The following is an 11,923-nucleotide window of genomic DNA, read 5'->3' on the forward strand; positions in this document are numbered from 1 at the left end:
CGAGTCAGACGTGCCCGACGCCGAAGTTCCACGGCGCGAAGATGGCGCTCGCGTAGTCGGCGTCGGCCGGGGCGTCGTCCGAGTCCGTCACGGTCACCGACCACGCGTTCGGGTAGTCGTCGAACTCCCGAGGGGCCACCTCGGGGCCGGTTTCTGCGGCGAAGAGCACGACATCGTCGTCCCAGTCCTCGCCGAGTTCGTCGGCGAACTCCTCTGGGTCGTCTCCGGCCTGAAAGCCCTGGATCGTCGAGACGACGACGTCATCGCCGACGGCCGGCCGACTGAACCGGATGTTCAGGTTGAGGTCGATCGGACCCTTCTCCTCATGGTCGTCGAGTACCTGCACGCCCTCCCAGTCGTACCGGGTGGTCGGCCACGATTCCATGCCCCCCTCGTGCTCGGTCACAGTGGGTTCCGCCCCGAGAACGGCCGTGAGCACGGCGACGAACCGAGCGGCATCCGTGTCATACGGCAGCTGCAGAACCGTCGCTCCGTCGTGATCGTTGAGGTCGAGGTGGTCGGGTCGCACGACGATGCCCGTGACGCCCGCGAGCGGCTGGAACGCGATCGGGTCCGCGATGTTGGCGGGAGTCGGTCGGCCCCCTTCGGCACCGCCCGGCTGGTCCTCCGTGCTCGCCGGGCTCGGCGCGCCGGAGCACCCAGACAGCGCGACAGCCACAGCGGTCGCGCACAGCGGCATGAGCAGGTGGCGCAGCTTCATGATCGACTCCAGATCGCGCTCGAACGATAGACCCGTGAGGGCACAGCGCAGACGCTAGCGGCTGATCGCGGCCGATTACGCGACCGCCGTGCCACGATTCGAGAACAATCCGACCGCATCCGGAACCTGTTCGGCGAGCTCCGGTACCTAGTCGGCGAGCTTGAACGCGAGCTGCGTCACCCAGTCATTCGGGTCGGGCAGTTCATCGGGGTCCGTGAAATAGACCTCGATGCGACCGGCCCAGGCCTCTCCGGTGTCGCCGTCGGGCTGCTTGTCCCAGCTCACGCCCTGGCTGTCGCCCCAGGCGAGCAGCTGGCCCGTGGCATCCATCAGCCCGTCGTAGCTGCCGCGCCATTCGGTGGTCGCGTAACGCCCGGCGGGCAGCACGTCCGCGATGATCCGCCCCTCACCCTGCGCCGCCGTAGCGACCGGTACTCCCACGTCGATCACGAGTTCCCGCGCCATGTCGATCACGAGGTAGCGCCAGAACGGGGCGTCCGTGGGCTCGATGCCGCGTTCGGCGAGGAACGCGAAGACCTCTCCCATGAGCGGGGGAATGGTGCCGGCGATCTCCCCCATCCGCACGCTGGACCGGATGCCCACGTACGGCTGCTCGGCACGCTCTTCGATGATCGGCGTCGTGATGGTGGTCATCGGTTTCCCCTTCGATCCGCGGTGTCCATCCCCGACTGTAGGAGGGATGCGGCAGGAGCGCCAGAGCGTCCCGGCGTTCAGTCGCTGCCGCCACCCACGTGTCGGAGGGGCGGCGTAGCGTCAGGGTCATGGTGGCGGCACAGTCCTTCACGATCCACGTACCCGACGACGTGATCGACGACCTGCGGCATCGGCTGGCGCGGTCGCGCCTGATGCCCGACTCACCACGCACCCCGGCATCCGGCATGACGGCCGCCTACCTCCGCGAGCTCGTGGATGCGTGGGCCGCGTGGGACTGGCGCGCCCGTGAGGCGTGGCTCAACACGCATCCGCAGTTCATCGCGCAGATCGGCGATGCCGCCGTGCACTTCGTGCACCAGCGCTCCGATCGCGAGGACGCCCCCGCCCTGCTCGTCATGCACGGCTGGCCGCATACCTTCGCCCTGCAGCTCGACTTCGCCGACCGCCTGCCCGACTTCCACGTCGTGGTCGCGAGCCTGCCGGGCTTCGCCTTCTCGACCCCGTACGCCGACGGCCCGATCACCGAGAAGCGCCTCGCCGAGACGATGCACCGCCTCATGACCGAGGTGCTCGGTTATGAGCGCTACATCACGTACGGCGAAGACGTCACGGCGAACGTGAGCGACCTCATCGCGGCGCGCTATCCCGCGCAGGTGGCGGCGATCGTCGTGACGCACGCGCACTTCCCCACGCACGACGAGCGTACGGCTCTGACGGATGCCGCCGAGCGCGCCTTCTTCGACGGCATCGCCGAGTTCCACGAGACGTCGGGCGCGTACGGGCACGTGCAGTCGACGCGGCCCGACACGCTCGCAGTAGCCCTCAACGACTCGCCTGCGGGGTTACTCGCCTGGATCGCGGAGAAGCTCGTGGAATGGAGCGATACCCCGCCGGGCGACCCGCGTGCCGTCGAGAGACGCATCTCGCGCGAGCGCATCCTCACCGAGGCGATGATCTACTGGGTCACCCAGTCGATCGGCTCGTCATTCCGGCCGTACTACGAGGGCGCAGACACTCCCGACCCGATTCCCCCGACCTCGGTTCCCGCGGCGGTCTTCATCCAGCGCCATGAGGCGACCTATCCCGAATCGCTCGCCCGCCGGCACTACCGCGACCTGCGCGTCATCGACCGCCTTCCCGCGGGCGGGCACTTCACCGTGGCGGAGGTGCCGGATGACATGGCAGCGCGGGTGCGGGACTTCGTGTTCTCGCTGGAGTGATTCGGGAGGAAGTTCCGCACCACTCAGATGCGATAGAACCGGCGAGCCGTGCCGCCGAACAGATCGACTCGTTCTGCCTGCGTGAAGTGCGCTGTGATCGCATCGAACGCTCCGTAGAGCGCCCCGAAGCTCGAGTACAGGCCATCGACCGGAAAGTTGCTCCCGATCATGCTGCGGGAGGGCCCGAACACGTCGATGGTGTCGAGCACGATACGGCGGATGCTGTCGAGGCTCCAGTGGTGGTCGTTCGTTCCCAGTGCCGAGATCTTGACCGTCGTGTTCGGGCAGGCGGCTACCCGGCCGAGCTCGACCTTCCATCGATCCAGTGCGTCCGCATCGCGCTCGATCGGCATCGCGGCATGATCGACCGTGATTGGCACGGCAGGATGCGACGCCGCGAGCGCTGCCGCCTCCGCGAGCTGATGCGGAAAGACCTGCAGATCGAAGGAGAGTCCGTGCTCGGCCAACGCCGAGAACCCGTCCAGCCAGGCCGGATCTTCCATGAGGTGGTTGCGGTCGCGGTGCGTGAGCACCGGGTCGGCATGCCAGTTCAGGATGTCGCGGACCCCACGCACCGAGGGCAGGGCGGCGTGCGCCGCTAGCTGGTGCCGCGCATCCGCCGCCGCCAGGTCGACTTTCACGACCTGCACGCTCGGCAGGTGGTTCTCGGCGATGACGCCGTCGATCCACGAACTCTCCCACCGGGGATCGGCGGCCCCGTTCTCGACGTGCACCGATCCGGTGAGCCGCGCGCCGAGCGGGTGGAGCTCCTCGGCGTCAGCACGGTAGTCCGCGAGGAGGTAGTCCCTGCGCAGTGGAAAGTCGTCACCGTGGTAGCGCTCGACCCGCGGCCCCTCGAGCCACGGGTAGGAAGCGCGGCTCAGGGCGCATAGGTGGTGATGTGCATCGGTCACGTCGAGATCGTCGAGCATGCTGTCCTTCAGCCGGTTGCCGTGGAATCGGTTGCGGCGGCATCCAGAGTGGAAGCGTGCCGTGCGAGCGTGAGCTCGACGGCCGCGTGATCGAGCGCGCCGTCGCCGTCGTCGACCACGCGTTCGAAGACCTGCTTCAGCGTGGTCGCCAGCGGCAACGTCATGCCGTGCGACCACGACGCCTCCGCGACGAACCGCAGGTCCTTCAGCTGGTTGACGGCGCTTCCCCCGCCCTCGAAGTCACCCGTGAGCCAACGGTCGCGCTTCTGCCGAAGAACCTCGGATGACGCGAGTCCACCATCCAGCAGCCGCAAGAGGTCAGCGCGTTCGATGCCGGCGGCATCCGCGAGCACCAACGCCTCGGAGATCGCGGTCACCGTGGCGGCCACGACCACCTGGTTGCACGCCTTGGCGAGGGAACCCGATCCGAGCGGCCCGAGGTGGATGACGGTCGAACCCACCAACCGCAGCACGGGCCACGCACGCTCCACGGCCTCGACGTCACCACCGACCATCACACTCAATGCGCCGGACTCGGCGCCGGCGACTCCACCGCTGAGGGGAGCGTCGACGACGGCGACGCCCTCATCGGCGAGCCGGGCGCCGAGAGCCGCCACAGCCACCGGCGACACGGTGCCGTGCACGACGAGCACAGGGTCGGCGACGCCGTTGGCGCGCCATCCGGCGAGCAGGCCATCGGGGCCGGCGAGCAACTGCTCGACGTCAACGAGGTCGGTGAGCACCGTGAGCGTCACGTCGGCGGCCGCATCGGCAGGCGTCGAGGCGAGCACCGCGCCCGCGGCGAGAACGGCAGCCGCGCGTCCTGGGCTCCGGTTCCAGACCATGAGCCCGCCGACGGATGCGCGCAGTCGTCGTGCGATCGGCTCGCCCATGCGGCCGAGGCCGAGAACAGAGACGGCAGGAACCCTCATGCGCGGGCGCCCTTCGCTGCGAGAATCTCGCCGGGTCGCTCAACGTCGTCGAAGCCGGAGACGTCGGCCAACAGAGCCGGATCGAGGTCTTCGAGAAAGGTCGATGCCTGGAAATCGATCAGGCGCGACGCCCTGTCCAGTCGCACGGGAACGTCCCGGCCTGCGATATGAGCGCGTCGCACCGCGGGCGCGACAGCGGCGAGTGCCTCGTCGGTCGGCTGCCGCAGGTAGGTGCGCGGCGCCGCCACGAGTATTCCCGGGGCGGGCGGCGTGTCGTGGGTGAGTGCAGCGAGTGTCGCTTCTGCGGCATCAGCGACGTCGAGATACGTCCAGCCCTCGCACGCCTGGCGCCGGGGCTCATCCCGCAGCGCCGCCCGAATGTGACGGGCGAACACGCGCCCGTCATCAACGGTGATGTCGCGCACGAGCGGATACCGCAGCCCCGTGACCTGCATGCCGGACCATCGGGCGACGGCGGCCGCGGCGGCCTCGTTCGCCTGTTTGGAGAGCGAGTAGGGGTCGCCGATGTCGGCGGGCTCGTCCTCGTCCCAGGGGTATCGCGACGGCAGCACCCCCCTGGCATTGAGGGGGAGGCCCATGGCGTTGATGCTGGATGCGAAGACCGCCTTCGCCATTCCAGCATCGGCCGCCGCGTTGAGCACGAGGAAGGTGCCGAGCGCGTTTGCGGCATAGAGCTCACCCGGCTCGCTGATGCCCAAGCCCGGGATGCCGGCCAGGTGAACCACGGCATCCTGCCCCCTGATGGCCGAGCGCACGAACGCCTCGTCCGTCACGGATCCCGACACGTACGACTCTGCACCGAGCGCGGCTGCTCGGCTTGCCGCCTCGTCACCACCTCGGTCGAGCGAGACGACGATCGCATCCGCTTCGACGAGTCGCCGAACGACGGCGCGCCCGATCAGGCCGTCGCCGCCCGTGACGAGCACGCGCCGGCCCTGAACCGATCCGAGCGTGCCCGTCGCGACGGGAGAGCTCACTTGGACGCTCCGGAACCCAACGGCAGGTCGGCGTCGCTCGCCCGATCGCTCGGTGCGGTCGTTCCTGCCCCGATGTCCGCGGCGGTGACCGAGGAGGTCAGCGGTGCTGGTACCGGCTTGTCACGTCCGCCGCGGCCGCCCCGCTTGAGCATCGGCCAGCCCTTGCTGCCCTGATCGACGGCGACGGCGATGATGACGACGAGGCCAGTGACGATCTGCTCGTAGAAGCTCGGCACATTCAGCAGCACCAGCCCATTCGTCAGCGCGCCCAGGATGAGGGCGCCGACCAGCGTTCCCGTGATGCGACCTTCGCCACCCATGAGGTTTGCGCCGCCGATAACGGCCGCCGCGATCGCCGTGAGCAGGTAAGGGCTGCCGGCCTCGGACTGCGCCGCACTGATCCGCGCGACCAGCACCAGCCCGGCCAGAGCGGCCAGACCGCCCGAGATGCCGTAGACGAGGATCTTGACCCGATTGACGCGAACGCCCGAGAGCCACGCAGTCTCTTCGCTGCCACCGATCGCGATCACGTTCTGCCCGAAGACGGTACGGCGCAACAACAGTGCGGCGAGGATGGCCACGACGATCACGATGATGACGATGACGGGCACTCCCCCGATGTAGCTGTTGAGCATGAGCACGAATTGCTGTGGAACGTTGTACACGGGCGTGCCGTTGGTGACGACGTATGCCAGTCCTTGGTAGACGCTCATCGTTCCCAAGGTCGCGATGAACGGTGGCAGTTTCAGCAGCGTGATCAGAAGCCCGTTGACGACGCCCGCGCTGAAGCCCACGACGATGCCGGCGAGCAGGCCGGGAATCGGCGCGACGCCTGAGTTGACCATGATGTTCGCCGAGACCATGCCGACGAGGCTCGCGATCGAGCCCACCGACAGGTCGATGCCGCCGGTGATGATCACGAACGTGAGCCCGATGCCGATCAGTGCGTTCACGCAGGCAGAGACCGCGACGTCACGCAGGTTGTCGAGCGTGAGGAAGTTCGGGTTGAGGATGCCGAAGATGATGAAGATGACCGCGGCGGCGATGAAGATGCCGAGAGCCTGGAAGTTGATGTTGACCTTCCTGCCTGCGCGGGCGGTCGAAGCGTCGTTGCTCATGATGTTCCCTTCGCGATGCCCATGGCGCTCGCCACCAGGCTGTGTTCGTTGATGTCGTCGCCGACGTGCTCGGAGACGAAGCGGCCGCCGCTCATGACCAGCACCCGGTCGCTGAGCGAGATGATCTCGGGCAGGTCGCTCGAGACGACGATGATGGCGTTGCCCGCGGCCGCCAGTTTGTCGATGAGGCCGTAGATCTCTGCGCGCCCGCCGACATCGACACCTTTGGTTGGTTCGTCGAACAGGAAGACCTTCGAACCGCGCCGCAGCCACTTCGCGATCACGAGCTTCTGCTGGTTACCGCCGGAGAACTGCCGGGCGCGCAACTTGACGTTGGCCGGCTTGAGGGCGAGCGACCGCCCGATCTCGCCGGCGACATCCACCTGTCGCCGCACGCGCAACAGCGGACCCTTCCCCACCAGGTCGGTCGCCGCCGTCAACGAGATGTTGGCGTAGGCGGGCATCTGCAGGGCGAGACCCTGCTGCTTGCGGTCCTCGGGGATGAAGGCGATGCCCGCGTCACGGCTGTCATTCGGGGTATGGATGCGTTCGGTGACACCGTCGATCGTGATCACTCCGCCGCATCCCGGATCCGCACGAACGATGGCGCGCAAGAACTCAGTGCGTCCGGACCCGACGAGCCCGGCGATGCCGACGATCTCGCCCCTCCGCACGGCGATCTCGTTCGCGTGCTCGCTTCCCGGCCGTGTGATCGAGGTTGCGGAGAACAGCACCGGGGCATCCGGCGACACCGGATGCTGGCGCTTGAAACCGAGCAACTCGCGACCCACCATGTTGCGCACGATCTGTTCGGTCGTCGTGTCGGCGATGGCCGACTGGTAACCCACACGCCCATCGCGCAGTACCACGACACGGTCGGAGACGCTCATGACCTCGGGCATCTTGTGGGAGACGAAGATGACGGCGACACCGCGCTCCGCGGCGAGTTGACGCACGCGCAGCAGCACGGCCTCGACGTTCTGTTCGACCATCGAGGTGGTTGGCTCGTCGAGCGCCACGATCTTCGCACCGAATGCGAATGACTTGGCGATGGTCAAGGCGTGCCGTTGCGCCGGGCTCAACCGCGAGAGCGGCGTGCGCCGGTCGAGCGGAAAGCCCATGGAGGCAACGTCGGCCAGTGCCTCCTCGACATGTGAGGCCGACTCGCGTCGCTGCGCACGCGACTTTCCGAGCAGCAGGTTCTGTTCGACCGTCAATTGGGGGACGACGGCCGGCTCCTGGTGGGCGATGACGACGCCTTCGGCGAGCGCGCGGCGCGGGGAATACTCACCGCGCCGCACGCCGTCCACATACACCGAACCGCGGTCGGGAGCCAGCGATCCGCCCAGGATGCCGAGCAGCGTGCTCTTTCCCGCGCCGTTCTCGCCGGCGAGGGTGAGCACCTCGCCGCGATCGAGTGTGAAGTTCACGTCGTCGAGAGCGCGGACGCCGGGGAACGACTTCGCGATGTTCCTGACCTCGAGCAGGGTGTCGGTCATGATGGATTCTCCTTCATCGGATCGTTGTCACACGTGGATGTCGGGCGCCCGATCAGGGCATGCCCGTCGCGTAATCCGAGACGTTCTGCTTGTCGATGATGAAGGCGGGCACGTCGACCCACGCCGGAACTTGCTTGCCGTCGAGCAACCACAGGGCGGCCTTCACACCCGAGGCGCCTTCCGTCGTCGGACGCTCGCTCACCGTGGCGGTGTACGTGCCGTCGGCGATCTGCTTCTTCGCCTGCGGAATGCCGTCGGTTCCGACGAGAATCACCTTGCCCGTGAGTCCCTTGGAATCGATCGCAGACTGCACACCCAGCGCCATGCCGTCGTTCTGCGAATAGAACGCCTTGATGTCGGGGTTCGCGGTCAGCATCGCGGTAGCGATGGTCTGCGCCTGGTTCGTGTCCCACTTCGCGGTCTGGGAGGCGACCAGGTCGAGGTTGGGGTGCTTGGCCAGACCGGCCTTGAAGCCCTTTCCGCGGTTCTGGGCATTCGAGGAGCCCGGGTCGCCCTCGATCATGGCCACCTGTCCGCCGTCGGGCAACTGATCGGCGATGTAATCGGCCGCCGATTTCCCGATCGTGCTGGCATCCGGGCCCACATAGACCACGCCGGGAACGGTGCCCTGCGCGTCATTGAGCACGATCGCCGGAACGCCCTTGGCGAGAGCGGCCTTGAACACCGTGTCGAGAGCCGTCGCCGAGATGGGCGAGGCGAGGATGGCGGAGCAGCCCTGGTTGAGTGCGCTCTGCGCCTTGTCCAACTGCTCGGTGATGGAGGACTCGTCGTTAACGGCGAAGGTCTGGTACTTCACGCCGAGCTTCTTCGCCTCCTTCTCGAAGCCGTCGCGCTCGTAGCCCCAGAACTCGTTCGCCAGCGTTCTGGTGACATAGCAGAGCTTCACTCCGTCGCCGGCTTTGGGCTCACCCAGTGCGTCTTCCACCTTGGAGATGTCGGTCTTCGTGTCGGCCTGGACGAGGGAGGCGATATCGGCGCCCCCGCTCGTGGAACCGCCGGCGCTGCCGCCGTCCGGGGTCGCGGTGCAGGCGCTGAGCGCCAGCACCGTGGTCGCTGCGCCCGCGAGGAGCGCGAGCGTACCGATTCGTCGCTGCATTGTGCTGCCTTTCATCATTGGAAGGAATCCATGTGGATCAGGTGCTCGCGGTGCTGACCGGTTGATTCTCCGCCGCGAGCGCCGGTGCCGGTGATGGGTTGCTTTCTGGGTCAGTGCGTGAGCGCCTCGACGTCGATGAGGGCCTCCGTCTCACGACGCAATTCGAGGGCGGTGGAGAGGGATTCGTCGATGATCACGTCGTCCCAGCTCACGCTCTGCCCCTTGGGCACGTCGTGGGTGAGCTCGACGTGATGCGCGAGCGCCACCGGGAGCAGCCGGTTGCGCACGCTCGTCTCAGCGGAGACGAGCTTGCCCCACACGGTGTATCCGCCCTCACCGTCGAGGAACTCACCGGCGGTGAGGTTCTTCTTGGCGGTGGCGACGACGTCGCCGTGGAAGCCGGTGGGCGCTCCGGTCGCAATGCCTCGGAGCGCGGCGTTCGCGATGGAGATGTTCAGCTCGAGACCGACGTAGTGGTACGGGCGGTAGAGCGCCGCGTACTGGCCGGTGGGGTCCGGGTGCCAGGGGTATTCGGTGAAGCATCCGGAGACGTAGGCGTTCGTGGCCTTGACCACGACGAAGACGCCCTCCTGGGTGTTGAAGGGGATCCAGTCGCCATCACGGGTGACACTCGACATGACATCGACCGAGCCCTCGCGGGCCAGAACGCCGCCGACATCCGACGGCCGGCAGATCGTGGCGATCTCCTCGATGTTGCCGGGGGTGAAGGTGAGGCCCTCGTCCGACGGGGTGAGGCCGGCCGCATTTGCTACAGCCGCCATCTCGATCGCGGCCTTCGTTCCGTCGCGGAAGGAGGTGTGCATATAAGGATTGAGCTGGCCCGACTCGGTGAGCTCTTTCGAGAACTCCCAGTTGTCCCAGACGTTGTCGGGGTTCATGTCGTGGTAGTGCGGCAGGTATTTCGCACCCTTGCCGGCGCAGACGACGTCGAAGCCGGAGGTGCGGGCCCAGTCGACGAGTTCCATGATGAGGGCAGGCTGGTCGCCGAAGGCCATGGAGTAGACCACTCCGGCCTCCTCGGCACGGCGTGCGAGCGCCGGTCCGGCGAGCGCGTCGGCCTCGACGGTCACCATGATGATGTGCTTCTTCGTCTCGATGGCACGCAGTGCGTGGTTGATGCCCACGATCGGGTTGCCCGTCGCCTCGACGATCACGTCGATGTCGGCGTCGAAGAGTGCGGCAGCGTCCGAGACGATCGTCGTGGTTCGGTTGGCGATGGCCTCGTCGATGGTCTCGGCCATGGCATCTTGGGGCCAGTCGACGAGGGCGAACGCCCCCTTGGCGCGCTCGACGTTGATGTCGGCGATGGCCACGACGTGGATACCGGGGATGTTGCGGGCCTGGGCCAGGTACATGGTGCCGAACCGGCCGGCGCCGATGAGTCCCACGCGGATGGGGCGGCCGTCGCTCTCGCGCTGTTGGAGCAGGGAGTAGAGGTTCACGATTGCCTTTCGTTGCTGCACGACTTCTGTGCGAGAACCTCGTGCCGGCACGTGCGGCCCGACATCCTCGTCGTCGTTTTCGTTCTGGAGTGGTAACGGTTACACTTTTGTACCACTACCGTTTCCACGTCGTCAAGCCCCGGGCCCACATGGATAGGCTGACCACGAATCGCAGGGAGGAACCAGGTGCGGAAACCAGCCACGATCCGCGACGTCGCGCGGGAAGCGGGCGTCTCGGTGGCAGTCGTCTCCCGTGTCATCAATGAGGGCTCCGGTCCCGTCGCCGTGGCAACCCGCGCCAAGGTGGTCGAGGTGATCGAGCAGTTGGGCTACCAGCCGCGCGCGGCTGCTCGTGAGTTGCAGCAACGGGGTACGACCACGATCGGGCTCGTACTGGCCGATCTCGCCAACCCGTTCTTCGCTCGCTTGGCCGACCGTGTCGTGTGGGAGGCCCGGGCACGCGGCATCCACATCCTGCTGCTGACGACGCAGGAGGACGAGCACCTCGAGGCCGAGTCCGTCGAGACCCTCATCGGACGCTCGGTGGGCGCGGTCATCGCCACTCCCACCGGCGGCAGCGCAGACAAATGGCGCCGCCTGATCGAGCTCGGCGTGCACGTGATCTTCGTCGACCGTGAACTCGACGAGCTCCCCGAGGCGGATGTGGTCACCATCCGCAATGACATGTCGGCCGAAGCGACAGCGCGCCACCTCATCGAGCTCGGCCACGAGCGAATCGCCTTCATCTCCGGCCCGGCGTCGACGTCCACCGGTCGGGCGCGCATCGCGGGATACCGCCGGGCGATGACCAGCGCCGGCCTGGAGGTCGACGAGCAGTTGATTCGAGCCATTCCTTTCCGAGGGGATTCCGGTGGCGACGCCGTGAGCGCTCTACTGGCGCTGCCGCAACCGCCGACCGGCGTCATCGTGGGGAATACCGCTCAGGTGCGCTCCTCGCTCCGCCGGATCAAGCAGACCGGGGTCGCCGTTCCCGACGACCTGAGCGTCGTCGTCTTCGACGACAACCCTTGGACGGAGCTCGTGTCGCCGCCGCTGTCGGTCATTCGTCAGCCGATCGACCTGCTCGCTTCACACTCGGTCGATCTCGCCGTCGGACGCTTGCGCGGCAGCTTCACCGAGCCGCCTCGACGCATCGAGATCGATGCCGAGTTCGTGCAGCGCTCGAGCACGGCAGCGCCCATCACGCCCCCGAAGATGGTGGCCGCCCGCTGACCGCGCCTCTCGGCC

Annotated in this window: 11 protein-coding genes; 2 read left to right on the forward strand and 9 right to left on the reverse strand. The window is 67.3% G+C overall.

The genetic code is table 11. The features are described 5' to 3' along the window. Nucleotides 1-4: 4 nt before the first annotated feature. Together WDJ51_RS08685 and WDJ51_RS08690 are read right to left on the reverse strand one after the other, a co-directional pair. On the reverse strand, nucleotides 5-721 hold the full coding sequence (locus WDJ51_RS08685) for a hypothetical protein (RefSeq protein ID WP_337852052.1): 717 nt from the start codon (nucleotides 719-721) through the stop codon (nucleotides 5-7). 147 nt (nucleotides 722-868) lie between these two features. Then, complete coding sequence (locus WDJ51_RS08690; protein ID WP_337852053.1) at nucleotides 869-1,375, reverse strand: GyrI-like domain-containing protein; 507 nt, start codon at nucleotides 1,373-1,375, stop codon at nucleotides 869-871. A gap of 128 nt (nucleotides 1,376-1,503) precedes the next feature. Here WDJ51_RS08690 and WDJ51_RS08695 point away from each other — a divergent pair, with 128 nt between their 5' ends. Then, the gene (locus tag WDJ51_RS08695; RefSeq protein ID WP_337852054.1) at nucleotides 1,504-2,616 is read left to right on the forward strand and encodes an epoxide hydrolase family protein; all 1,113 of its coding nucleotides are present in this window, start codon (nucleotides 1,504-1,506) and stop codon (nucleotides 2,614-2,616) included. Between the two features lie 23 nt (nucleotides 2,617-2,639). Here the strand turns inward: WDJ51_RS08695 and WDJ51_RS08700 are convergent, their stop codons facing one another. The 7 genes from WDJ51_RS08700 to WDJ51_RS08730 all read right to left on the reverse strand — a co-directional run bounded on the left by WDJ51_RS08700 (nucleotide 2,640) and on the right by WDJ51_RS08730 (nucleotide 10,675). Further along, nucleotides 2,640-3,530, reverse strand: a complete 891-nt coding sequence (locus tag WDJ51_RS08700; protein WP_337852055.1) for an amidohydrolase family protein — start codon at nucleotides 3,528-3,530, stop codon at nucleotides 2,640-2,642. A gap of 26 nt (nucleotides 3,531-3,556) precedes the next feature. Next, nucleotides 3,557-4,480: an NAD(P)-dependent oxidoreductase gene (locus WDJ51_RS08705; RefSeq protein ID WP_337852056.1), complete on the reverse strand. Its 924-nt coding sequence runs from the start codon at nucleotides 4,478-4,480 to the stop codon at nucleotides 3,557-3,559. After that, entirely contained in the window at nucleotides 4,477-5,478 is a 1,002-nt protein-coding gene (locus WDJ51_RS08710; protein WP_337852057.1) for an NAD-dependent epimerase/dehydratase family protein, read from the reverse strand. The genes WDJ51_RS08705 and WDJ51_RS08710 overlap by 4 nt, the downstream gene beginning before the upstream one ends. Then, nucleotides 5,475-6,596, reverse strand: coding sequence for an ABC transporter permease (locus WDJ51_RS08715; RefSeq protein ID WP_337852058.1), 1,122 nt, complete (start codon nucleotides 6,594-6,596; stop codon nucleotides 5,475-5,477). The genes WDJ51_RS08710 and WDJ51_RS08715 overlap by 4 nt, the downstream gene beginning before the upstream one ends. After that, nucleotides 6,593-8,095, reverse strand: coding sequence for a sugar ABC transporter ATP-binding protein (locus tag WDJ51_RS08720; RefSeq protein WP_337852059.1), 1,503 nt, complete (start codon nucleotides 8,093-8,095; stop codon nucleotides 6,593-6,595). The genes WDJ51_RS08715 and WDJ51_RS08720 overlap by 4 nt, the downstream gene beginning before the upstream one ends. A gap of 52 nt (nucleotides 8,096-8,147) precedes the next feature. Then, complete coding sequence (locus WDJ51_RS08725; protein ID WP_337852060.1) at nucleotides 8,148-9,212, reverse strand: sugar ABC transporter substrate-binding protein; 1,065 nt, start codon at nucleotides 9,210-9,212, stop codon at nucleotides 8,148-8,150. A gap of 110 nt (nucleotides 9,213-9,322) precedes the next feature. Further along, nucleotides 9,323-10,675 (reverse strand): NAD(P)H-dependent oxidoreductase, encoded by a 1,353-nt coding sequence (locus tag WDJ51_RS08730; protein ID WP_337852061.1) that lies wholly within the window; start codon nucleotides 10,673-10,675, stop codon nucleotides 9,323-9,325. A gap of 186 nt (nucleotides 10,676-10,861) precedes the next feature. Between WDJ51_RS08730 and WDJ51_RS08735 the strand changes: the two genes are divergently transcribed. Next, a complete protein-coding gene (locus WDJ51_RS08735; RefSeq protein WP_337852062.1) occupies nucleotides 10,862-11,908 on the forward strand; it encodes a LacI family DNA-binding transcriptional regulator in 1,047 nt (348 codons plus the stop codon). Nucleotides 11,909-11,923: the final 15 nt, after the last annotated feature.

The sequence above is a fragment of the Rathayibacter sp. YIM 133350 genome (genome assembly GCF_037404875.1).
GTDB lineage: Bacteria > Actinomycetota > Actinomycetes > Actinomycetales > Microbacteriaceae > Orlajensenia.